17 protein-coding genes are annotated in these 22,415 nt (G+C 66.1%); 10 read left to right on the top strand and 7 right to left on the bottom strand.

All coding sequences use genetic code 11. The features are described 5' to 3' along the window. Positions 1-147 precede the first annotated feature (147 nt). From U9J33_RS15360 to U9J33_RS15350, 3 genes are all read left to right on the top strand, one after another. Positions 148-2,493 (top strand): glycosyltransferase family 4 protein, encoded by a 2,346-nt coding sequence (locus tag U9J33_RS15360; RefSeq protein ID WP_324696491.1) that lies wholly within the window; start codon positions 148-150, stop codon positions 2,491-2,493. Beyond that, a complete protein-coding gene (locus tag U9J33_RS15355) occupies positions 2,465-3,775 on the top strand; it encodes a glycoside hydrolase family 130 protein (protein ID WP_054439310.1) in 1,311 nt (436 codons plus the stop codon). The genes U9J33_RS15360 and U9J33_RS15355 overlap by 29 nt, the downstream gene beginning before the upstream one ends. Before the next feature lie 295 nt (positions 3,776-4,070). Beyond that, positions 4,071-4,433 carry a tetratricopeptide repeat protein gene (locus tag U9J33_RS15350; RefSeq protein ID WP_185996827.1) on the top strand — a complete coding sequence of 121 codons (363 nt, stop codon included), beginning with the start codon at positions 4,071-4,073 and terminating at the stop codon, positions 4,431-4,433. Positions 4,434-4,479: 46 nt separating this feature from the next. On the opposite strand, the gene U9J33_RS15345 is transcribed toward U9J33_RS15350, so the two are convergent. The 5 genes from U9J33_RS15345 to zwf all read right to left on the bottom strand — a co-directional run bounded on the left by U9J33_RS15345 (position 4,480) and on the right by zwf (position 12,303). After that, positions 4,480-7,266 (bottom strand): phosphoenolpyruvate carboxylase, encoded by a 2,787-nt coding sequence (locus U9J33_RS15345; protein ID WP_324696488.1) that lies wholly within the window; start codon positions 7,264-7,266, stop codon positions 4,480-4,482. Beyond that, positions 7,263-7,889 (bottom strand): bifunctional 4-hydroxy-2-oxoglutarate aldolase/2-dehydro-3-deoxy-phosphogluconate aldolase, encoded by a 627-nt coding sequence (gene eda / locus U9J33_RS15340; RefSeq protein ID WP_185996829.1) that lies wholly within the window; start codon positions 7,887-7,889, stop codon positions 7,263-7,265. The genes U9J33_RS15345 and eda overlap by 4 nt, the downstream gene beginning before the upstream one ends. Further along, a complete protein-coding gene (locus tag U9J33_RS15335) occupies positions 7,886-8,890 on the bottom strand; it encodes a glucokinase (protein WP_324696485.1) in 1,005 nt (334 codons plus the stop codon). The genes eda and U9J33_RS15335 overlap by 4 nt, the downstream gene beginning before the upstream one ends. After that, positions 8,887-10,701 carry a phosphogluconate dehydratase gene (edd, locus tag U9J33_RS15330; protein ID WP_324696483.1) on the bottom strand — a complete coding sequence of 605 codons (1,815 nt, stop codon included), beginning with the start codon at positions 10,699-10,701 and terminating at the stop codon, positions 8,887-8,889. The genes U9J33_RS15335 and edd overlap by 4 nt, the downstream gene beginning before the upstream one ends. Before the next feature lie 222 nt (positions 10,702-10,923). Continuing rightward, entirely contained in the window at positions 10,924-12,303 is a 1,380-nt protein-coding gene (gene zwf, locus U9J33_RS15325) for a glucose-6-phosphate dehydrogenase (protein WP_231636042.1), read from the bottom strand. 502 nt (positions 12,304-12,805) lie between these two features. Here zwf and U9J33_RS15320 point away from each other — a divergent pair. Next, complete coding sequence (locus tag U9J33_RS15320) at positions 12,806-13,804, top strand: sensor histidine kinase (protein ID WP_054439320.1); 999 nt, start codon at positions 12,806-12,808, stop codon at positions 13,802-13,804. A 47-nt stretch (positions 13,805-13,851) separates the two neighbouring features. Here the strand turns inward: U9J33_RS15320 and U9J33_RS15315 are convergent, their stop codons facing one another. Then, entirely contained in the window at positions 13,852-15,327 is a 1,476-nt protein-coding gene (locus U9J33_RS15315; RefSeq protein WP_324696481.1) for an OprO/OprP family phosphate-selective porin, read from the bottom strand. 484 nt (positions 15,328-15,811) lie between these two features. On the opposite strand from U9J33_RS15315, the gene U9J33_RS15310 reads away from it, so the two are divergent. The 6 genes from U9J33_RS15310 to phoB are packed head-to-tail and all read left to right on the top strand — an operon-like array spanning position 15,812 to position 21,407. Continuing rightward, positions 15,812-16,855: a substrate-binding domain-containing protein gene (locus tag U9J33_RS15310; RefSeq protein WP_324696479.1), complete on the top strand. Its 1,044-nt coding sequence runs from the start codon at positions 15,812-15,814 to the stop codon at positions 16,853-16,855. 37 nt (positions 16,856-16,892) lie between these two features. Continuing rightward, positions 16,893-18,266: a phosphate ABC transporter permease subunit PstC gene (gene pstC, locus U9J33_RS15305; protein WP_324696477.1), complete on the top strand. Its 1,374-nt coding sequence runs from the start codon at positions 16,893-16,895 to the stop codon at positions 18,264-18,266. Next, the gene (gene pstA / locus U9J33_RS15300; RefSeq protein WP_132469284.1) at positions 18,259-19,212 is read left to right on the top strand and encodes a phosphate ABC transporter permease PstA; all 954 of its coding nucleotides are present in this window, start codon (positions 18,259-18,261) and stop codon (positions 19,210-19,212) included. The genes pstC and pstA overlap by 8 nt, the downstream gene beginning before the upstream one ends. Before the next feature lie 4 nt (positions 19,213-19,216). Beyond that, positions 19,217-19,978, top strand: coding sequence for a phosphate ABC transporter ATP-binding protein PstB (pstB, locus tag U9J33_RS15295; protein WP_054439330.1), 762 nt, complete (start codon positions 19,217-19,219; stop codon positions 19,976-19,978). 50 nt (positions 19,979-20,028) lie between these two features. Then, entirely contained in the window at positions 20,029-20,724 is a 696-nt protein-coding gene (gene phoU, locus U9J33_RS15290; protein WP_054439332.1) for a phosphate signaling complex protein PhoU, read from the top strand. Next, the gene (phoB, locus tag U9J33_RS15285; protein ID WP_054439334.1) at positions 20,721-21,407 is read left to right on the top strand and encodes a phosphate regulon transcriptional regulator PhoB; all 687 of its coding nucleotides are present in this window, start codon (positions 20,721-20,723) and stop codon (positions 21,405-21,407) included. Before phoU ends, phoB begins: the two co-directional genes overlap by 4 nt. 39 nt (positions 21,408-21,446) lie before the next feature. On the opposite strand, the gene U9J33_RS15280 is transcribed toward phoB, so the two are convergent. After that, complete coding sequence (locus tag U9J33_RS15280) at positions 21,447-22,313, bottom strand: helix-turn-helix domain-containing protein (RefSeq protein WP_324696471.1); 867 nt, start codon at positions 22,311-22,313, stop codon at positions 21,447-21,449. Positions 22,314-22,415: the final 102 nt, after the last annotated feature.

Below are 22,415 nucleotides of genomic sequence, written 5' to 3'. Positions count from 1 at the left end.
TGAACGCAGGGACGCGGTTCGTTCGGCAGGTCGCCATTTGGCACCGTTTTGGCGCGTTATGTGAAGTTTTTTGCAGTGCAGCGGGAAACTCATGCCATGCTCGCGAATTGAGCAAGCAATCTCCTCCATTATGCAGACGGGGTGCGCATGAACCTGATGCCTCGTGACGATGAACCCGGCCAGAAATCGGGCTCAGACAAGATACGTTCGATTTTCGAAGTTACTCCGCCGGCCTTGCCTCCCAAGGGGGAGGAACTGTTGCGTATCGCGCTTGTCGGCAATTTCGCGCCTCGCAAGTGCGGGATCGCGACGTTTACGACCGATATCTTCGAAAAGCTGCGCGAACATCACCCGGAAGTGGCGGTAGAGGTCCATGCCCTCGACGATCCGGCACTGCCGCTCGATTACCGCCACGTCGCCGGCACCATCACCTGCAACGATCCCCAGGACTATGCCCGCGCCGCCCGGCAAATCAACGAATCCGGGGTGGATGCGGTATGGGTCCAGCACGAATACGGCATCTTCGGCGGGCCGGACGGCGAGATGGTACTCGATTTCGTGGACCGCCTTGCGGCGCCTCTCGTCCTCACGCTGCATACCGTCCTGTCCGAGCCTTCGGAGCGGCAGGACGCTATCATGCGGCATCTGGTCTCGCGGGCTTCGCGGATCATGGTCATGTCACGCCGTTCCCGCGATCTGCTGGAAAGCCGTTACGAGGTGCCGTCCCGCATCGTCGAGGTGATCGAGCATGGCGCGCCGGACCGGCCGTTCGGTCGGCACGAGGAATTCAAGGCGCGTCAGGGCCTGTCTGATCGCAAGGTGCTGATGACCTTCGGCCTGCTCGGACGCGGCAAGGGGCTGGAACATGCCATCGGCGCGCTGCCGGCGATCGTCGCGCGGCATCCCGAGGTGGTCTATCGCATCGTCGGCGCCACGCACCCCAATCTCGTCGCACGAGAGGGTGAGGCTTACCGCGAGGAACTGGAGGCGCTCGCCGCCGAACTGGGCGTGGCGGATCATATCGCGTGGGAAAACCGCTTCCTCGAAACCGACGACCTGCTTGATCAGCTTGAATCCTGCGACATCTATCTCACGCCCTATCCGGGGCTGCAGCAGTCGACCTCGGGCACGCTCAGCTACGCCGTTGCGCTGGGCAAGGCCGTGGTTTCCACGCCTTACGTTCATGCGCGCGAACTGCTGGGCGAGGATATCGGCAAGCTGATCGAGCCCGGCTCCAGCGAGGCGATCGCCGAGGCCGTGACGGCGCTGCTCGACGATCCCGATGAACTCGCCGCGCTGCAACGTCGCGCCTGGGTGCGGGGACGGGAGATGATCTGGCCCCGGTTCGCCGATGCCAGCGTGCGGCTGGTCTCCCGCGCCCGCGCGCCCGATCCCGCGCTGCCGCCGATCACCGCGACGCCGGGCCTTTCCGCCGTTCTCGCCATGAGCGATGCCACCGGCATGCTCCAGCATTCCATCGGCGTGGTGCCCGATCGCCGCCATGGCTATTGCCTCGACGACAATGCCCGCGCGCTCATGCTCATGAACGTGGCGCGGGGGCTGCCGGTGGGCGAGCGGATGAAATGGAGCCTGGCTTACGCGTCCTTCGTACAGTTCGCCTGGAACCCGGATGCCGGGCGCTTCCGCAACTTCATGCGCTTCGACCGGTCATGGTGCGAGGACGAGGGTTCCGAGGATTCGAACGGCCGTGCCGTCTGGGCGCTCGGCCAGACGTCCGAGCGGGCCGGAGATCATGGGCTGGCGGAGTGGGGCCTGCAACTCTTCGACACTGTGCTCCCCTCGCTGGCGGACGTGGACGCGCCGCGCGCCAAGGCTTTCACCATGCTCGGCGCCTGCGCCGTGCTGCGCCGCCATCCGCAGCATCAGGCGGCCATCGCCTGCGTGCGCGAGGGCGGCGACTTCCTGATGCGGCTGCTCGGCCACGGTCGGCGGCCGGACTGGGCCTGGTTCGAGGCCGTGCTCGGCTACGATAATCCGCGCCTCCCGCAGGCCTTGATCGAGGCCGGGCTGGCGCTGGGCCAGGAAGCATGGATCGGCGCCGGGCTCGAAACGCTGGAGTGGATCTGCCGCCAGCAGCTTTCCGCGCGGGGGCAGTTCCGGCCGATCGGTTCGGAGAGCTTCCACAAGCCGCACAGCTATCTGCCGTTCGACCAGCAGCCGCTGGAAGCGCAGGCCGCGATCGAGGCGGCGGCCAGCGCATGGCGCGCCACCAACGGTGCGTTCTGGACCGAACATGCGATGACGGCCTGGCGCTGGTTCTTCGGCGGCAACGACCGCGGCGTCGTTCTGGCCGACATTGCGACGGGCCGATGCCGCGATGGGGTCACGCCGAGGGGAGTGAACGGCAATTGCGGCGCGGAATCCATTCTCGCCTTCCAACTTTCGCACTATGCTCTGGCCGAGCTTGCCGTGTCGGCACCGCTCGGACGTGGAGGAGGATTGCTTGAATCGGCCCGAGAACGTCTGGTCTGAACCGCTCCATGTCTTCGAGACTCGCCTCTATGCCGATCCGGCACGAGTCGTGCTGCGTCCGTTCCACCTTGGCTGGCAGGGCAAGAACGCGCCCGGCGGCCGTGCGAACAAGCTGGTGGAAGATATCGCGGGCCTCAGCGAGGAGCAGGTTGCTTCCGAATACGAACGCGTCCTGCGCGATTTCAAGGAACGCCACTGGCAGACCGAGAATATATTCGCCGACCGCTTTCTGGAGGTCGCGGCGAACCTCGAACTCGATCCGGGGCAGTTTTCGGAAACCCGCCAGCGCCTGATCGGGGCCTATTTCTGCCACGAATACACGTTCGCGGCGGCGGCGCTGATGAATCCCTCGATCGTGCCTGCGCCTGACCAGTCGGGCATGCAGGACGGCGCGGTGCGCTTCATCATGTCGCTTCGAGCGGTGGGTGAAGGCCACATCAGTTCCATCGCCTTTCGCGAGGGCATAGCCGAGGCCGACGGGACGTTCTGTCTCTGGCCGCAGGCCTCTTTCGCTACCTCGGTCGAACTCGACGAGGAAGGCGAGGTCGATGCCGACGGCACGGTGGCGGTCCATCGCCATCCGGAGTCCAGCCTGTCCAACACCGTGATCTTCCCCATCACCGAGCAGCAGCGCGGCGGACTGGAAGACTTGCGCCTCGTGCGGTTCGACCACGGCGACGGGGATTACGAATGGGTGGGCACTTACACCGCCTATTCCGGCAGCTCCATTCGCTCCGAACTGTTGCGGACCCGCGATTTCCGGGCGTTCGAACTCGAACCGATCCGGGGCAGGGCGGGCCGCAACAAGGGCATGGCGCTGTTCCCGCAGAAGATCGACGGGCAATTCGCCATGGTCGGCAGGCAGGACGGCAAGAACCTGTTTCTGCTCCGGTCAGATTCGCTCGACATCTGGGATGATGACGGCGTTCTGCTGATGGGGCCGAAGTACCCCTGGGAATTCATCCAGATCGGCAATTGCGGCAGCCCGATCCCCACCGAGCATGGCTGGCTGCTGTTCACGCACGGTGTCGGCGCGATGCGCAAATACGCGCTCGGCTGCGCATTGCTCGACCTCAAGGACCCGTCGAAAGTGCTGGCGCGCACGACGGAGCCGGTGCTGACCGCCGAAAACGCGGATCGCTCGGGCTACGTGCCCAACGTGGTCTATACATGCGGTGCGCTCAAGGTCGGGGAGCGGCTGCTTCTGCCATATGGTATTTCCGACAGTACAGTCGGCTTCGCGACCTGCGAGATCGAGGGGCTTTTGAAGCTGATGGCGTGATGTGAAGCGCAGTGCGGGAGATGCACTGTTTTTTACAAATCAATGCTGCGTACGGGGAGCGTTGACCGCTGCGATGGCGCGATGTTACGTTTTTTCATATTGTTGAAAGGATGTGCATATGCGCCTGGCTATTTTGCTTGCGGCAGCGGCTCTCGTTTCCACGCCTGCCTTTTCTCAAGTTCTTCAGTCGGGCGCATTGTCCGCCGGAGCGGATCGGTCTCCGGGCGTTCCAGCCTTTTCCGGCATTCCGATGCAGCCTGCCTTCTCCGGGCCGGGACGAGGCGCCGGTCCGCAAATGACGCTGGTGCGCACTCTACTTGCGGAAGGCAAATATGCCGAAGCAGACCGGATATTGACTGATCTCGTCCACCGCTCGAACAATAGCGAGACCTATTTCCTGAAGGGCGTTTCCTCGCTCGGCACAGGCCAGTCGGCGTCGGCCCGTACCTATTTCAAGTCCGTGCTGATGAGCCGGAAAACGCGGCATGCCGGCGCCATGACGGGCCTTGCGCTTTCGGAAATTCAACTGGGCAATAGGCCGGCGGCAGAGCGAATACTCGAAACTCTCAAGTCGCAGGACGATCGCTGCGACGGACGCTGTTCGCGCAGCACTTCGATAGAGCAGGCCGTTTCCACTGTGGAAAAGGCCCTGGGCTAGCTGAAGCACATGCCCCCGCCGGATGAGCGGGGGCACTTTCGCTTCTTCACCCGTGGGCGCCGAACTCGTTCGCCAGCGCCGTGGTGATCCGCAGTGAAAGCGCATAGGAGCGTGCGATCGGATCGATGTAGTCGCGGTGGATAGGGGTATATCCGGTCGCGCTTGAATCCGGATAATCGCTTGGCAGTTCCACCTTGAAATCGTCGATCGAGGGGAAGCTCGTCGGGAAGGCGCGGCGAAGCTGGGCGAGGCCGTCCTCGACACGCAAGGTGAAGAACATCTCCAGCACGTCGTCACGGCTGATATCGTTCGCGCGGCTGAACTGCGGCACCATGACCACACGCAGGAACATGTGCTTGAACAAGGCGATCCGAAGCGATTGCAGCACGCCCAGGCTGCGGCGGGTATGCTCGCGGTCCGGCAGCGGCGCTTCGTTCGGCAGCAGGTCGAGCAGGAAGTGCAGCTTCATCGCATCGACCCTGAGGCGCGAGGCGAGGCGGCGATAGACGCCGGTGCGGTCATCCTTGGTCAGGTATTCGGCCAGCTTGAGGCAGGCCCCCGCGATGTGCTGCTCGTCGCCGCGATAGGGGCGGCTGGCCCAGTAGGCCGAGTTGAACAGTTCGCCATAGGCCGCCACCGTCTTGATCGAGGCCAGCGCGTTGGCATGCCGGGCAAGCCGCATCAACTGCTGCCCGCGCTCGCTTTCGCGCAGCAGGGCGGCCACTTCCTCGCGGTTGCCGTCGGACGCGGTGCCGATCCCGGCGATCACGTTCACCGGATAGCCCAGTTGCTGGAGGATCGCGTTGTGCGGGATCGCGCGGATCTGGCGCAGGCTCATCGAGCGGTCGGCCGCAAGGTCCGACTGGCGGCGCGACTTGCGGCTGCCGGTATCGTTGAGCAGCCCCAGACCGAAGGCAGTGATCGCGCGGCTGTAAGTGCTGCTTTCCAGATGCTCGTGCTGCACGCCGCGAATGGCGCGGTAGAAATCGAGGCTGAGGTCGGTGCGGCGATAGAACAGGTCGGTCGGCGCTTCGGCGTCGGCGCCCCACAGCGGCATTTCGGCCATGCGGGTGAGCGTGGCGAGCGCCAGTTCGTCCGACCCGAACCAGAGATAACCGTCACCGCCCTGGAACGAGACTTCGGGCTCCAGCCGGATACCCGCGCGCAGGAAGCGGCGGCGGGCCCAGGGGCTCATCGGCCAGTCGAACCGGTCCTTGAGGCTGGAGGGATGCGCGCCGCGGCCCATCGATTCGCCGTGGGTGTTGAAGATCAGCGCCGAAACGTCGGTGAGGCCGTTCGCCACCATGGCTTCGGAAAGGCGGCCCTGCAGTCGCTCGATGGCGAGCGCGGCGGGAACTTGCCCGACGAAGCGGCCCGCGTCCGAGAAGCCGGTCTGGATCGAGACGCGGCCGCGCTTGTGGGCATATTCGCGGTAGGCGGGTTCTGCCAGCACCGCGTCGAGGAAGCGGCCGCCATGCTCCAGCGCGCTTTCGGTCTCGAACAGCGGCGAGACGTCGACTTTCTCGTCGATCCCGAACATCCGCGCGAAGTAGAGCGCGGCGAGGATCGTGGTGGGCTCCTCGCACTCGGCCACGAGCATGCGGATCGGCGCATCCGCGTCGATATGGGCGAGGATCTGCGCCATCGCCAGGAACTGGCGCACGGCGGTGGAATTCTCGATGGCGAGTGCGGCGAAGTTCGACCTGAGCGGGCGGACTTCGGCCAGCAGCTCGCGCATGCGGACCAGCGCGGCCTGGCTGGCGAGGTTCAGCTTGCCTTCCGGGTCGATGCGCAGGCGGATCGCGTTCTGGAGCTGCGAGGCATTCACGCGGAAGTGGATCCAGCCCATGCCAAGCCCGTCCGCGCGCATGGCGGCGGCGGCGACCAGCAGTGTGCGGGCCTGGTCCTGATCGGCGTGGCGCGCTTCGTATTCGAGGCCGCTCACGATGTCTTCAAGGCTGACGAGCTTGTCGGGATGTTCGGCGGTGAGCGCGTTGGCTGCTTCCGACAGCGCCTCTGGCGAGGAGAAGTCCTGCGCGAAGTGCGCGGCCATGTCCCCGGCGAGCGTGCCGGCGCGGGCCAGCCTGGCTGCGGTGTCCGGGGCTGCATGTTCCAGCATCGCGGCATAGCCGGCAAGACGCTGTGCCTTTTCCTCCAGCCGGTAGCGGATCGAGGTGGACCAGCCGATATCGGTGCGCCCGTCCATGTCGTAGCCAACCCACGAGGCGAAGCGCACGGGCATGGGGTTCAGGCCCTTCCAGCGCTTGGGCCAGCGGGCGGCGGCAATGTCGAACAGGCGTTCGTTGATACGGTCGCGGGCCTTCTGGCCGCGCGCGATGGCCTCCATCGCCTTGCCGTGCTCGTAATCGAGCGTGATCGTGTCACGGTCGGGCGAGGCGGCGCAGACGGTGGCCTCGCTGTGATCGCCGGTGGAGGCGGCGTGCGTCACGGCTTCGGTCTGGGCGGTGGAGAGCAGGAACGTCGGGTGCCCGGTGAAGACGACATGGGCGGCGGGGCGCTGCCAGCGCACGGCGAAGGCGGTGAAGTCTTCTTCGCTGGCGGCCTCGTCGAGCCGCTTTTCGTTTTCGGCCGGGGCGATGGGGGCGAGCATGCGGTCAAGCCGCGCGGCGCGGGCGCGCAGCCCCTCGCACTCCATCTCGGCGACGAGGGCCTCGATCTGGTCGAGGCCCATTTCGCCGTTTTCCAGCTGGCGCGACAATTCGAGCCCCAGCTGGAAAACCGGATTGTAGAGCGGCGTCTGGGCGGTCAGGACATGGAGTTCCTGAAGGCGGCGGTCGAGATCGTCGACCGTGGTCAGCGCCGCGCCCGTCATCGCGGGAGCCCCGCGGCGAGGCGGGCGGCCGCCTCGATCTTCGCCACATCGGGCTTGCCCTTGGGCACCATCCAGCTGCCGCCGACGCAGAGCACGGCATCAAGCGCCAGCCATTCGGGGGCGTTTTCAGGGGTGACGCCGCCGGTCGGGCAGAACTTGGCCTTGAACAGCGGGGCAGAGATCGCCTTCAGGGCCGGAGGACCGCCCGCCGCCATGGCGGGGAAGAACTTCAGCCGGTCGAACCCGCATTCCAGTGCGAACATCACGTCGCTGGCATTGGCGGTGCCGGGCAGGAACGGGATCTGCGACTTGTAGGCGGCTTCGGCCAGCATCGGGGTGAGGCCGGGCGAGACGATGAATTCGGCGCCCGCATCGATGGAGCGCTTCAGGTCGTCGGGCGAAAGCACGGTGCCCGCGCCGACCACGGCGCCGGGAACCTGCTTCATCACCTTGATCGCCTCGATCGCGCATTCGGTGCGCAGCGTCACTTCGAGCGCGGGCAACCCGCCCGCGACGAGCGCTTCGGCGATCGGCAGGGCGTGTTCGATATCCTCGATCACCAGCACCGGGATCACCGGGGCCAGACGCATGACCTTTTCGACGGCTTCGGACGGGCTGCTCATTGAACGTGCTCCCTGACATAGGCGGCAGCCGCGCCGAACAGGCCGGGCTGCGGATGGGTGATGAGCTTGACCGGCATCTGCGCCATCATGCCGGCAAAGCGGCCCTTGGCGCAGAAACGCTCGGCAAAGCCCGAGGACAGAATGGTTTCGCGGATACGGTAGCCGAGCCCGCCGGCGATCACGACGCCGCTGGCGCCGTGCGCCAGCGCGCAGTCACCAGCCGCGCTGCCGAGTGCCAGGCAGAAACGGTCGACGGCGGCGGCGGCCAGCGGGTCGGAAAGGTTGGTGCCCGCAGTCCAGATATCGACGTCGGTCATATCGTGAACCGCGCGGTTCTCCATGGCGGCGAGCGTCTGGTAGATGTCGACGATGGCGGGGCCGGAGACGACGCGCTCGGTGGAGACGCGGTTGTGCCGCTTGCGCAGACGGGCGAGGATCGCGTCCTCGATCAGGTCCAGCGGCGCATAGTCGGTATGGCCGCCTTCGGTCGCCTGCACGTGGTAGAACCCGCCCTGGCCGTGGGGCAGGCCGTTGCGCCACAAGTGCGCCACGCCAAGCCCGGTGCCCGGGCCGAGCACGCTGAGCGTGCCCGATACCGGCAGCGGCACGTCCGGTCCGGCCAGATGCAGGAACTGGTCTTCCGGCGCCAGCGCCACGGCATAGGCCACCGCCGCGAAGTCGTTGACCACGGTGTAGCGTTCCACGCCCAGCTTTTCGGGGATCAGGCCGGGGCGGATGATCCACGGGTTGTTGGTGAAACGGATCACGTCGCCGCCGACCGGACCGGCGATGGCAATCGATACCGCCGGCGGGACTGTCCCGCCGTTCCGCTCACGGAAGGCCTGCCAGGCGAGCTGGAAGCTGCCGTGGTCGCTGGTGTGGAGCGTGACCGGCTCGTCCAGCGTGATCTGGCCCTGTCCATCGACTGCGGCCAGCGCGAAGCGTGCGTGCGTGCCGCCGATATCGACGGCTACGAGTTCGGTACTTCCCTGGGCGCTCACAGTCCCGCGACCTCCAGCATCGAGGAGCCGCCCTGTTCGGCGCCGCCCGCATTCATGCGGAACATCGCGAAGAGTTCGCGGCCCATGCCTTCGGCAGGCGCGGGCAGCGGGGCGGGCGAGCGACCGGAAAGGTCCGCCGTGGTGGAAAGCGTGCCGTCTTCCGCCGAGAGGCGCACGATATCGCCGTCCTGCAGATAGGCGATCGGGCCGTCGGCCAGCGCTTCCGGGGTGACGTGGATCGCGGCGGGAACCTTGCCCGAAGCGCCCGACATGCGCCCGTCAGTGACCAACGCCACCTTGAAGCCGCGATCCTGCAGCACGCCGAGCGGCGGGGTCAGCTTGTGCAGTTCGGGCATGCCGTTGGCGCGCGGGCCCTGATGGCGCACGACCACCACCACGTCGCGGTCCAACTCACCCGCCTTGAAGGCGTTGATGACGGCTTCCTGCGTCTCGAACACGCGGCACGGCGCCTCGATGGTCCAGCGCTCCTGATCGACCGCGCTGGTCTTGAAGGTGGCGCGGCCCACGTTGCCGGAAACGAGGCGCATGCCGCCGTCGGGCAGGAAGGGCTTGGCCACCGTGCTCAGCATGGCGTCATCGCCGCTGACGGCAGGCGCGGGCTTCCACTTGAGTTCGCCATCGTCGAGCGTGGGCTCAGTGGCATAGGCGCGCATGCCGCCGCTGGAGACGGTGAGGATGTCCTCATGGGCCAGCCCTGCATCGAGCAGCTCGCGCACCACCCAGCCCATGCCGCCGGCGGCGTGGAAGTGGTTCACGTCGCCCGAACCGTTGGGATAGACGCGGGTGATGAGCGGCACCGCGCCTGACAGTTCGTCGAAGTCCTGCCAGTCGATGTGGATGCCGGCGCAGCGGGCCATGGCGGGCAGGTGGATCGCGTGGTTGGTCGATCCGCCGGTGGCGAGCAGTCCGACGATGGCGTTGACGATCGCCTTCTCGTCCACGACGTGGCCCATCGGGCGGAAATCGTCGCCCTTGCGGGTCATCTCGGTCACGCGGTGGACGGCGGCGCGGGTCACGGCCTGACGCAGCGAGGTGCCGGGCGGCACGAAGGCGGCGCCGGGCATGTGCAGACCCATCATCTCCATCATCATCTGGTTGGAGTTGGCGGTGCCGTAGAACGTGCAGGTGCCCGCCGAGTGATAGGAGGCGCTTTCGCTGGCCAGCAGTTCCTCACGGCCGACCTTGCCCTCTGCATAGAGCTGGCGGACCTTCTGCTTCTCCTTGTTGGAGATGCCGCTGGGCATCGGGCCGGAGGGGATGAACACCGCCGGAAGATGGCCGAAGCGCAGCGCGCCCATGACCAGGCCCGGCACGATCTTGTCGCAGATGCCCAGGAGGGTCATGCCGTCATACATCGCATGGCTCAGCGAGACGGCGGTGGAGAGGGCGATGGTGTCGCGGCTGAACAGCGAGAGTTCCATGCCGTCGAAGCCCTGGGTCACGCCGTCGCACATGGCGGGCACGCCGCCTGCGACCTGTGCCGTAGCGCCTACTTCGCGGGCGTAGAGCTTCATCTGCTCGGGATAGCGGCCATAGGGCTGATGGGCCGAGAGCATGTCGTTGTAAGCGGTGACGATGCCGACGTTGATCGCCTTGCCGGTGGCGATGGCGGGCTTGTCTTCGCCGCTGGCCGCAAAACCATGCGCGAGGTTGGAGCACGAAAGGAACGAACGGTCCGAATGACGGCCGGCTTCGCGTTCGATCATGGCGAGATAGCGTTCGCGGCTGGGCTTCGACCGCTCGATAATGCGATCAGTCACGCGGGCGACCACCGGGCTGAGATTGCTCATGGGGTTACTCCTGCACTTTCCGTCTGTCTTTTTGTCTCAGCCTCCCGAAGCCGCCGCAACAGGATCTCCCGAGCGAAGGCTTGAAGGCATTTAGGTAACCGGTGTCAACATCTATCTTCCACCGGTTTGCGGGGGAACGGGGGCGCGGGACGACGCGCGCACCCTGGCATATAGGGTGCGCTGCGAGGTCATGCCCGCCCTGGCCTTTTTACTCTGGCCCGGTCACTCATGCCACGTGACGCCGTCGCGCTCGGCGAGGGCGATGGCGGCGGAGGGGCCCCAGCTTCCGGCAGTGTAGGTCTTGGGCTCCTGGGCCTGTTCCTCCCACTCGGCGCGGATGGCGTCGATCCAGTCCCACTGGGCTTCCACTTCGTCCCGGCGGACGAACAGCGTCTGCTCACCCTCGATCAGGTCCAGCAGCAGGCGCTCGTAAGCGATGCGGCGCTGCGGGCCGGCGAATGCGTCGGGCATGGTGATGGCGAGCGGGATCGAGCGCAGGCCGAAGCCGTTGCGATCGAGGCCCGGCACCTTGGCCATGAGCGAAAGCGTGATGTTCTCGCTCGGCTGGATGCCGATGACGAGGCGGTTGGGCACCGTGCGGGCGCCCCTGCCATGGAAGATCGAGTGCGGCACGTCGCGGAACTGGACGACGATCTCGGTCGTGCGCTTGGGCAGGCGCTTGCCGGTGCGCAGATAGAAGGGCACGCCCTGCCAGCGCCAGTTGTCGATATGCGCCTTGATCGCGACGAAAGTCTCGGTGTTCGAATCCTTGCCCAGTTCGTCGTCGTAACCGGGCACGGCCTGGCCGCCGATGGCGCCGGCGCGGTACTGGCCGGTGACGGTTTCGTTGGCGGCGACCTTGCGCAAGGAGCGCAGGATCTTCACCTTTTCGTCCCGCACGCTGGTGGCGTCATAGCTGACCGGCGGCTCCATGGCGACGAGCGCGAGCAGCTGGAGCATGTGGTTCTGCACCATGTCCCGCAGCGCGCCCGAATCGTCGTAATAAGCCACGCGCGATTCGAGGCCCACGGTTTCGGCCACGGTGATCTGCACATGATCGATATGCGCCGCGTTCCACAGCGGTTCGAACATCAGGTTGGCGAAGCGCAGCGCCAGCAGGTTCTGGACGGTTTCCTTGCCCAGATAGTGGTCGATGCGGAAGATGCGGTCTTCCGGGAAGGCGCGGGCCACAGCGTCGTTGATGACCTTGCTGGAGGCAAGATCGATGCCGAGCGGCTTTTCCAGCCCGATGCGCACATTGTCCCCGGCAAGGCCGCTGGCCTGCAGGCCGCGAATGGTCGGCTCGAACAGGCTGGGCGCGGTGGACAGGAAGATCGAGAGACCGTCCTGCGGCTGTCCGACCTTGGCCGCCAGTGCATTGAAGCCTTCCATCTGGTTGGCGTCGAGCGTCTGGTACGACAGGCGGTTGAGGAACCGCGCCATGCCGCCGCGCCGGTCGGCGGGCAGGAACTGTTCGAGCGAGGCCCGCGCGAAATTGCGGAACTCGGCGTCGTCATGGTCGGAACGGGCCGTGCCGATGATCTCGACCTTGGGGTCGAGCAGGCCTTCGGCATCGAGGGCGCAGAGCGAGGGAAGGAGCATGCGGCGCGAAAGGTCGCCGGTGGCGCCGAACAGGAGCAGACGATCTGACGTGAATGGGGCCGATATGGAATTGGTCACTGGGCGCAGTCCACCTTCTGGGGGTTATCCACCTATATGGTCATTTTCCGCCGGGGATCGACGGGCTCCTCCTCCAACAATCCAGTCATATGCAACACGAGGAGAAAGGGTCGGCCATGGGATAGAGTCGATCCTGGAAGTGGCAGGATGTCACGATCGGGGTATCAGGCAGGACGTCTGGTCTTCGCGGTTGCAGCATAACATGGACTGCGTGCGAAGTGCTAGGCGAGAGCGCGGCAAACCTCAACCACGTTTGCACGGATTGAACGCAACAAGTGCCCGTATACGTATTTAGCACCGGCTCACGGCAGGATTTTCCGCAAGTTCGTTGCCCGGGCGTCTTTGTCCTGTCGTCCGGCGCGGGCATGGAGAAGGATCGGCGCCGATCGGAACGGCGCGCAGAAGGACGGAAGGCGAATAGATCATGGCCGGTGAGGGCGTACACCTCCTCGAACACCTCCAGACACCCGCGATGATGGTTTCGCGGGGCCAGGTCCGTTTCGCCAACAGCGCTGCGCGTGCCCTGCTGGGCGCGCATATCGTGGGGCAGGACGTCCGCATCGCCATCCGCGAGCCGCGCGCCGTGGCGGCGATCCTCAGCGATGAGGGCGGCACCGCCCGCGTCAGCGGGCTGTCCACCGGCGGCAGCGTCTGGGAAGTCGATTGCCGGGTGGTCTCGGCGACGGACCGGCTGGTCAGCCTCTACGATCTTTCCGAACGGGTCAGCGTGGCCAAGTCCCATGCCGATTTCGTCGCCAATGCCAGCCACGAACTGCGCACGCCGCTGGCCAACGTGCTGGGCTATGTCGAAACCCTGCACAACCCCAAGGCGGGCGGCGACGAAGGCGTGCGCAAGCGCTTCCTCGACACGATTCGCCACGAGGCCCAGCGCATGGAGGCGCTGATCTCGGACCTCATGTCGCTTTCGCGGATCGAGGCGGTGAAGCACGAGGTGCCCTCCGAGCGGGTGGAGATGGTGTCGCTCGCCAACGAGATCGCCGGTGAGGCGCGCGGCGACGCGCAGATCGCGGTGCAGTCCAACTGCGAGCAGGCGGTGGTCGCCGGCGATCGCGGCCAGCTTGCGCAGGTCCTGCGCAATCTCATCGACAATTCGCTGAAGTACGGCAAGTCGGGCGGGCCGGTGGACGTGAGCCTGGAGGCGACCGCGACCGGCTGGGTGCTGGTGACCGTGCGCGATCACGGCGAGGGTATCGCGCCGGAGCATCTTCCCCGCGTGACCGAGCGCTTCTACCGCGCCGACACCAGCCGCAGCCGTGCCGTGGGCGGCACCGGGCTGGGCCTGTCGATCGTCAAGCACATCGTCGAGCGCCACCGGGGCCGCTTCGATATCGACAGCCGTCCGGGGCAGGGGACTACCGCCTCGCTGATGCTGCCGCTGCGCAAGGAAGCGGCGGCGGGTTAGGTATACAACCTAGGCGGCGGGCCTGCCTCCCGGCAGGCTGTTCGCCCTCAGAAATCCAGTTCGAACCGGGTGCCGATGACCTGCGCGTCGTAGTCGGTCTTGCCGGAGGGCAGGGCCTTGGCGCCGGTATAATCCATCAGCGCATAGTTCACGTTGAAGCGCAGGTTCTGGATCGGCTCCCACACCAGCGCGGCGATGTAGCCGTTCTGGGTGCCGCCGCGAATGTCACGGTCGTTGAGGTCGAGCCAGTCGTAGCGCAGCGTGAACAGGACCGAGCCGATGCCGCCTTCGCCCACCGGGTGGGCAGGCTTCTCGACGCGGAAGATGCCTTCCTTGTAGCCGCGATGATCGCCCTTGGTCAGGAACAGGCCGGTCTCGGCATAGGCGCCCTGGAAGGTGACGGTGGAGGCGTCGACGCGGTTGGCGGTGAGCGCGTGATATTCGGCGGCGGCGTGCCAGCGGCCACGAATGGCGGCGAATTCCACGCCGTAGTGATCCTCCTCCGAGACGTTCATCGCCGGGGTGCCGATCAGGCGCGTGTTGGTCGAATGGACGAAGGGGCGCTGGCGGTAGCGGGTGTCGCTTTCGGCAAGGCGGCCGAGGCGGCGCCAGTGGGCCGAGCCGCCGAAGTGGAGCTGGAGATCGCCGATCTTCGGCGCGAAGACGAGGCGGCCGTCGAGGCCGTAGCTGTTGTTCTCGTCGCCGCCGTTCTCGCCGTCGCTGTCGTTGGCGAGCGCGGAAATGTCGTCGGTGAACACGCCCGCCTGCGCCAGCCACGGCCCCTTGCCGTACTGGAAGGCGAGACCGAGGCGGCGTTCGAAGTTGAAGGCGTCGGTGAAGGCGGCGCGTTCCATCACGCTGCCAGAGGTGTCGCCGGTCAGTTCGTCCAGCGACTGGAAGGAGTTCTGGTTGCCGAGCCGGATCTGCCACGGGCCGGTGTGATAGCCCACATAGGTATCCACCAGATCGACCGCGTTGTCGGACAGTTCCAGTTCCAGCTTGTAGTCGAAACCGGCGCCCAGCGCGCCTTCGGCGCCGAGTCGGATGCGGCGCATCTCGTTGTTGAAGCCAAGGCCCTTGTCGTCGAGGCTGCTGGGCGCGCTGACATAGTTGGCGTCGGCCTGGATGCGGCCCTTGACCTTGAATGCGCGGTCGCCCTGCGCGAACTGCGGGCTGCCCTTCCAGTCGATGCTGGTGGCGTCCTTGTCGCCGGCGCGGGTGGCGGGAGCGGCGGTGCCGGCGGCAATGGCAGGCGTGCCGGCCGGCGCGGCGGCAGGAGCGGCGCTCTGGGCGGCGGTGCCCTGTGCCGCGGCTGCGGCGGGGGAGGCTTGTGCCGTCGCTGCGGCGGGAGAGGCCGCGTTGAGCCGCGCTTCCATCGCCTCCATCTGGGCCTTCATCGTGCGGATCTGCGCGCGGAGAACTTCCGCTTCCTCAGCCGAGATCGCCTGCGCATGGGCGCCGGGGGCGGACAGAACAATGGCGACGGCGGTCGCGCAGGCCATGACGAGGCGCATATCAGGCATTCTCCAGAGCGCTGCACCGATGTGCTGGGCGCGACGAGGCCGACTATTGCCGTTCAGTGACAGTTTGATGACGATTGTGACTGCGAATATGACGAATATGACGATCGGCGCGGGGGCTTCGTTCGGGTATCCGCGCCCGATCCGGGATTCGGCCGGAGTCGCACCGGCGACATGATCGAGTTTCTCATCGACACGGGCGGGAAACAATCCCGACACGTCGCGCAGGAGAGGCGCCGGGCCGCAGCGCGACTCCGGAACCTGCGGCTGAACGGCCGGGCGCCTCCCTGCGCGACGTCTCACGATTGTCATCCTGCTGACCCGGCCGAGGCCCAGAACAGGTTCGCGGCGCCTGGCCGGGTGGCGGTTCGAAGCGCTGGAACCCCAGCATTTGCGTGACTTGCCGAGTTATGTCACTTCATTGTCATGGAAGTGTCATGCTATCCCAATAGGGGCGTCGCAGAAGAAATCCCAAGGGGTCAAATCCATGCGTCCGACCAAGACAATCATTGTTGCCGCCGTTTCCGTGCTGGCCCTGAGCGCCTGTGGCGGTTCGGGCGGCTCCACCGCGGGTTCGCGCAATTTCGTGCGAGCCGTGGGCTCCTCCACCGTGGCGCCTTTCGCCAACGTCATTGCCGAACAGTATGCGAAGACCGGCGCGCAGTCCCCGGTGGTCGAATCGACCGGCACCGGCGCCGGCATGAAACTGTTCTGCGCGGGCGTCGGCGCCCAGCACCCCGACGTCGAGGATGCCTCGCGCCGCATCAAGAAGTCGGAATTCGAGGAATGCCGCAAGAACGGCGTGACCGAGATCGTCGAGATCCAGGTCGGCCTTGACGGCATCGCCTTCGCCGAGGGCAAGAACGGCCCCGGCATGAAGCTGACCCCGACCGACGTCTACAAGGCGCTGGCCGCCAATCCCTATGGCAAGCCGAACACCGCCAGGACCTGGAAGGACGTGAACCCGTCGCTCCCGAACGAGCCGATCCTGGTCTATGGCCCGCCTTCGACTTCGGGCACGCGCGATGCTCTCAAGGAACTGATCCTCGAAGCAGGCTGCAAGACCGATGCCGTGACCGCCGCGCTCAAGGAAACCGCCAAGGACAAGTACGAGGCGATCTGCCACGACATCCGCGAGGACGGCCCTTATGTGGACGCCGGCGAGAACGACAACCTGATCGTCCAGAAGATCTCGCAGAACCCCAAGGCCATCGGCATCTTCGGCTTCTCGTTCCTCGAGGAAAACACCGGCACCATCAAGGGCATCACCATGTCCGGGATCGAGCCGACCTACGCCACCATTTCCGACTTCACCTATCCCGGCGCCCGCCCGCTCTACATCTACGTGAAGAAGCAGCACCTCGGCCCGATCAAGGACCTCCAGGGCTACGTGGCCGAATGGGCCAAGTCGTGGGGCCCCGACGGTTCGCTCAAGGCCAAGGGCATGGTGATCGCGCCTGAGGACGTGCGCCGCAAGAGCGCCGAGATCGCCGCCAAGATGACCGTGCTCGACCCGGCCGAACTGAAGTAATCACCTTGGACGACTGGGACGCGAAGGGCGGCCATTCATGATTCTCACCGGAGTTCTCCTGGCCGTCCTCGGCCTCGGTCTCGTCGGCTGGTTTGCCGCACGGGGCCGGGCCCGGCTGCTCCATACCGGCCGGGGCTCGATGCATTCGATGCCCGGCTATCACGCATGGCACGTCGCCCTGTGGATCGTCATCCCGGCGCTGGTCGCCTGGGGGGCGTGGCAGGCGATCATGCCTGGCCTCGTGGACGGGGCGGTCATGGCCGACCCCGCCGCGCAGCAGCTTCCCGCCGATGCGATGAGCCGCGCGGCGATCCTTGCCGAAGCGAAGACCATCGCCGACAATCCCGATGCGGTGGCGTTCAATCCGCTGTCCAACAGCCTGTCCGTCCCGGTCCGCGAGGCGCATGGCCGCTTCGGGCTGATCGGCGGGCTGCTGGTGGCGATCGTCGCGCTGGCCGGCGGCGGCTGGGCCTTCACCCGCATCCGGGCCGGCTATCCCGCGCGCACCCGCGTGGAACGCGGCGTGCTGGGACTGCTGCTGATCGCCTCGCTGATGGCGGTGCTGACCACGTTCGGCATCGTCGCCTCGCTGGTGTTCGAGGCCGGGATGTTCTTCAAGGACGTTTCGCCGATCGCGTTCCTCACCGGCACGCACTGGTCGCCCGGCAATGCACGGCCGGACAACCTGGCCGACAGCTTCGGCGCGGTGCCGCTGTTCTGGGGCACGATCTACATAGGCGCGATCATCGCCATGATCGTGGCCATCCCATTGGGCCTGATGAGCGCGGTCTACCTCACGCAATATGCCTCGGGCACGATCCGCAAGTGGCTGAAGCCCATGCTGGAGATCCTCGCGGGCATTCCCACGGTGGTCTACGGCTACTTCGCCGCGCTGACGGTGGCGCCGATCTTCCGCGACTTTGCAGGTTCGCTCGGCATGTCCAACCCGTCTACCGAGAGCGCGCTGGCTGCCGGCGTCGTCATGGGCGTGATGATCATTCCCTTCGTCTCCTCGATGGCGGACGATGCTCTGGCTGCCGTGCCCCGCGCGATGAGCGACGGTTCGCTGGCGCTGGGCGCCACCAAGTCGGAAACGATCAAGAAAGTGCTGCTGCCCGCCGCGCTCCCCGGCATCGTCGCCGGCGTGATGCTGGCGATCAGCCGCGCCATCGGCGAGACCATGATCGTCGTCATGGCCGCGGGCGCTGCCGCGAACCTTTCGGCCAATCCCTTCGCCTCGATGACCACGGTCACCTACCAGATCGTGCAGATGCTGACCGGCGACCAGGAATTCAACAGCCCCAAGACCCTGTCCGCCTTCGCGCTGGGCCTGGTGCTGTTCATCGTCACGCTCATCCTCAACATCATCGCGCTGCGCGTGGTGAAGCGCTTCCGGGAAGCTTATGAGTAACGCATCTCTCAGTGACGCGCGCGGGGGCACCGCCGGGGGCGCCGTCCCCCACGGCACCCACGGCAATGCACGCTGGCAAACGCCCGAGGCATTGCGCCGGATTTCCCGCCGCAATGCCTCCGAGCGCCGCTTCAAGCTGATCGGTCTTGGCGCGATCGTCCTCAGCCTCGCCTTCCTGGCGCTGCTGCTGGTCATCATGCTGAAGAACGGCCTCGGCGGGCTGGACTGGAACTTCCTCTCCGGCTCCGATTCAACCGATCCCGACGTCGCCGGCGTCTGGGGGGCAGCCAAGGGTTCGCTGCTGACGATGCTCGTCACCCTGCTGCTCTCGTTCCCGATGGGCGTGCTGGCGGCGATCTACCTCGAGGAATTCGCTCCCCGCGCGCGCTGGATCGAATGGGTCGAAGTCTCGATCAACAACCTCGCGGCGGTGCCCTCGATCATCTTCGGCCTGCTGGGCCTTGCGGTGTTCATCAATACGCTGGGCATGCCGCGCTCCTCGCCGCTGGTCGGCGGCCTCACGCTGGCGCTGATGACGATGCCGGTCATCGTCATCTCGGGCCGCAACGCGATCAAGGCGGTGCCGCCCTCGATCCGCGACGCCGCGCTGGCGATCGGGGCGAGCAAGATGCAGACGGTGTTCCACCACGTCCTGCCGCTTGCGCTGCCCGGCATCCTCACCGGCACCATCATCGGCATGGCCCGCGCGCTGGGTGAAACCGCGCCGCTGCTGATGATCGGCATGCGCGCCTTCGTCGTCACCCCGCCGGGCGGGATCACCGATCCCTCCAGCGTGCTGCCGATGCAGATCTTCCTGTGGTCTGACGAGATCGACGCCGGTTTCGTCCAGAACACTTCCGCTGCGATCATCGTCCTGCTGGTCTTCCTGCTGGCGATGAACGGCCTCGCGATTTACCTTCGAAACAAGTTCGAAGTGCGTTGGTAGAGACATGACAAAAGCCAAACTCACCGCCCGTAACGTCGACGTGTTCTACGGCCCCAAAAAGGCCATCAACAACGTCTCTATCGAGATCGACAACGGCCTCGTCACCGCTTTCATCGGCCCCTCGGGCTGCGGCAAGTCGACGTTCCTGCGTTCGCTGAACCGCATGAACGACACGATCGCGGATGCCCGCGTCACCGGCGAGATCCTGCTGGACGGCGAGGACATCTACGCCGCCTCGATGGACCCGGTGGCCCTGCGCGCCCGCGTCGGCATGGTGTTCCAGAAGCCGAACCCGTTCCCCAAGTCGATCTACGAGAACATCGCCTATGGCCCGCGCATCCACGGCCTGGCGCCGTCCAGGGCGGACCTCGACGGGATCATCGAAAGCTCGCTGACCAAGGCGGGCCTGTGGGACGAGGTGAAGGACCGCCTGCAGGAGCCCGGCACCGCGCTGTCGGGCGGCCAGCAGCAGCGCCTGTGCATCGCCCGCGCCATTGCCGTCAGCCCGGAAGTGATCCTGATGGACGAACCGTGCTCCGCGCTCGACCCGATCGCCACCGCGCGCATCGAGGAACTGATCGACGAGTTGAAGGACACTTACGCCATCGTCATCGTCACGCACTCGATGCAGCAGGCCGCGCGCGTTTCGCAGCGCACGGCGTTCTTCCACCTCGGCAACCTGGTGGAATATGGCGACACCAGCCAGATCTTCACTACCCCGCGCGAGGAAAAGACCAAGGACTATATCACCGGCCGCTACGGCTGATCGGCCCGCCGCCGGTGCTATAAGTCAGGGAAATTCAGGGAAGACACCAAATGGTCGATCATACAGTCAAGGCCTTCGACAGCGAGATCGGGCAGCTTCGCGGCCTCGTCGCCGAAATGGGCGGGCTCGCCGAAGTCGCGATCCGCGACGCCATCGTCGCGCTCACGCAGCATGACGAGGAACTCGCCGCGCAAGTCGTCGCGGCCGATGCGCGCCTCGATGCGCTGGAAGCCGAAGTGGACCGGCTCGCCGTCCGCACGATCGCGCTGCGCGCGCCCATGGCCGACGATCTGCGCGACGTGATCGCCGCGCTGAAGATCTCCGGCGTGATCGAGCGCATCGGCGACTATGCGAAGAACATCGCCAAGCGCGTGAATGCGCTGGAAAACCGGGGCAAGATCGAGCCGCTCGAACTCGTGCCGATGATGGCCGAGATCGCCGAGGGCATGGTCCGCGACGTGCTCAATGCCTATGGCTCGCGCGATGCCGCGCTGGCGCAGGAAGTGATCCGCCGCGATGAGAAGCTGGACCAGTTCTACAACACGCTGTTCCGCTCGCTGCTGACCCACATGATGGAGAACCCGGCGACGATCTCCAGCGCCGCGCAGCTTCTCTTCATCGCCCGCAACCTCGAACGCATCGGCGATCACGCCACCAATGTCGCCGAAATGGTCTACTATGCCGCGACCGGCGAATACCACGCCGAGCGCGACAGCCAGACCGACGATACAAGGGACCTGCCGTGAACCCTTCCGTCCTTGTCGTCGAAGACGACCGCGCCCTTTGCGAACTGCTCACCTGGAACCTCAGCGCCGAAGGATACCAGGTGCGCAGCACCGGCGACGGCGAGGAAGCCCTGCTGATGGTGCAGGAACAGGTGCCCGATGCCATCATTCTTGACTGGATGATCGAGCATGTGCCGGGCATCGAGGTCTGCCGCCAGCTTCGCAAGGACAAGGACACGGCGCAGATCCCGATCCTCATGCTCACCGCCCGCGGCGAGGAGGAGGACCGCATCCGCGGCCTCAAGACCGGTGCGGACGACTATGTGACCAAGCCGTTCTCCCCGCGCGAACTGCTGGCCCGTATCGAGGCGCTGCTGCGCCGCGCCCGGCCTTCGCTGGCGGGCAACGTGCTCCAGTGGGGCGACATCGAGCTGGATGCCACCAGCCACCGCGTGCGCCGCGGCGGCGAGGCACTGCACCTCGGCCCCACCGAATTCCGCCTGCTGCGCTACTTCATGGAACGCCCGAACCGGGTGGTCTCGCGCCAGCAGATCCTTGACGGGGTCTGGGGCATGGACTCCGACATCGACGAGCGCACGGTGGACGTTCACATCCGCCGGTTGCGCAAGGCGATCAACCGCGACGGTGACACCGATCCGATCCGCACCGTGCGCGCCGCCGGCTACGCGATGGACGTCACCTGACCTGACCTGACCTGACGGGAGGGTGAGGGCCGGGCGCCCTCATTCTCCATGGGCGTGAGTGGACTTGTCGAGGTGCGGGCGATGCCCCGTCATCCGCAAGTAGAACCGCGAGAAGTACGAAGGGTCCGAGAAGCCCAGTTCGTTCGAGACCTGCACCACGCTGGCATTGGCGAAGCAGAGCAGGCGCTGCGCTTCCAGGGCAAGGCGGGCGTGAAGCAGTTCCTGCGGCGAGCAATCCAGCTTTGCGCGGCACAGGCGGGTAAGGGTGCGCGTGGTCATGCCCAGCCGCTGCGCATACCAGCCGATCGGCAACTGGTCCCGAAAGTGCAGTTCCACGAGGTGGCGCAGGCGGGAGAGGCGCAGGTCGCTGCCGTGGTCGCCGCCGTCGGCCGCGATCTCCGGCACCAGCGAGCGCAGCAGGGCTTCCGCCATGGCCAGGAACAGGCCGCTCGGTCGCCGCCAGTCCTGCGTGATGCCCAGCATTTCGGCGGACAGGAATTCCACCCGATCCTGCACCTCCGCCGGCGTCATCCCCGCGCGCCCGTGCGTGAGGGCATGCAGCATCGGGTCCGCGTCGCCGCTGCGGCGCTGCGCGAAGCCGCTCGACAGCGTCAGCACGTAGCCGACCGTTTCCGGCCGGAAACGGAAGCCATGGACGCTGCCCACCGGCACGACAATGTGGCACGGCCCCTCCAGCGTCTCGGTGACATTGTCGATCGTGAGCGTGACCTGTCCCTTCGATACCAGCATGACCTGCACGCTGCGCACATGGCGATGCGGTGCGATTTCCCAGTCGTGCAAGGAACTTCGGGCCGCGATCGTCTCGATATGACCGAATTCCGGCGAGCTGTCGGGTATGTCCTCGCCATAGAGGACATAAGAGGGGACGGGCCGGGCTGTTGTCATGGCATGTCTCGAAAGTACCGGAAGAATGGCCGTCCGGTGCATTCCGCCAGGTGGCGGCGCCTGTCAATCCCAAGGGCGAAGCGAGGCTCCCCCGCAAGAGGA

It is taken from the genome of Novosphingobium sp. RL4 (assembly GCF_035658495.1).
Classification (GTDB): Bacteria; Pseudomonadota; Alphaproteobacteria; order Sphingomonadales; family Sphingomonadaceae; genus Novosphingobium.
The sequence above is the reverse complement of the archived record's forward strand: the minus strand, read 5'-3'. Positions and strand labels throughout refer to the sequence as shown.

Coding starts and splice junctions, on each gene's coding strand:
- U9J33_RS15315 (WP_324696481.1), bottom strand. CDS start 15,327: ATGCCTGATATGCGCCTCGTCATGGCCTGCGCGACCGCCGTCGCCATT.
- pstB (WP_054439330.1), top strand. CDS start 19,217: ATGACAAAAGCCAAACTCACCGCCCGTAACGTCGACGTGTTCTACGGC.
- pstA (WP_132469284.1), top strand. CDS start 18,259: ATGAGTAACGCATCTCTCAGTGACGCGCGCGGGGGCACCGCCGGGGGC.
- eda (WP_185996829.1), bottom strand. CDS start 7,889: ATGAGCAGCCCGTCCGAAGCCGTCGAAAAGGTCATGCGTCTGGCCCCG.
- U9J33_RS15320 (WP_054439320.1), top strand. CDS start 12,806: ATGGCCGGTGAGGGCGTACACCTCCTCGAACACCTCCAGACACCCGCG.
- U9J33_RS15345 (WP_324696488.1), bottom strand. CDS start 7,266: ATGACGGGCGCGGCGCTGACCACGGTCGACGATCTCGACCGCCGCCTT.
- phoU (WP_054439332.1), top strand. CDS start 20,029: ATGGTCGATCATACAGTCAAGGCCTTCGACAGCGAGATCGGGCAGCTT.
- U9J33_RS15280 (WP_324696471.1), bottom strand. CDS start 22,313: ATGACAACAGCCCGGCCCGTCCCCTCTTATGTCCTCTATGGCGAGGAC.
- pstC (WP_324696477.1), top strand. CDS start 16,893: ATGATTCTCACCGGAGTTCTCCTGGCCGTCCTCGGCCTCGGTCTCGTC.
- edd (WP_324696483.1), bottom strand. CDS start 10,701: ATGAGCAATCTCAGCCCGGTGGTCGCCCGCGTGACTGATCGCATTATC.
- zwf (WP_231636042.1), bottom strand. CDS start 12,303: ATGCTCCTTCCCTCGCTCTGCGCCCTCGATGCCGAAGGCCTGCTCGAC.
- U9J33_RS15350 (WP_185996827.1), top strand. CDS start 4,071: ATGACGCTGGTGCGCACTCTACTTGCGGAAGGCAAATATGCCGAAGCA.
- U9J33_RS15360 (WP_324696491.1), top strand. CDS start 148: ATGAACCTGATGCCTCGTGACGATGAACCCGGCCAGAAATCGGGCTCA.
- U9J33_RS15310 (WP_324696479.1), top strand. CDS start 15,812: ATGCGTCCGACCAAGACAATCATTGTTGCCGCCGTTTCCGTGCTGGCC.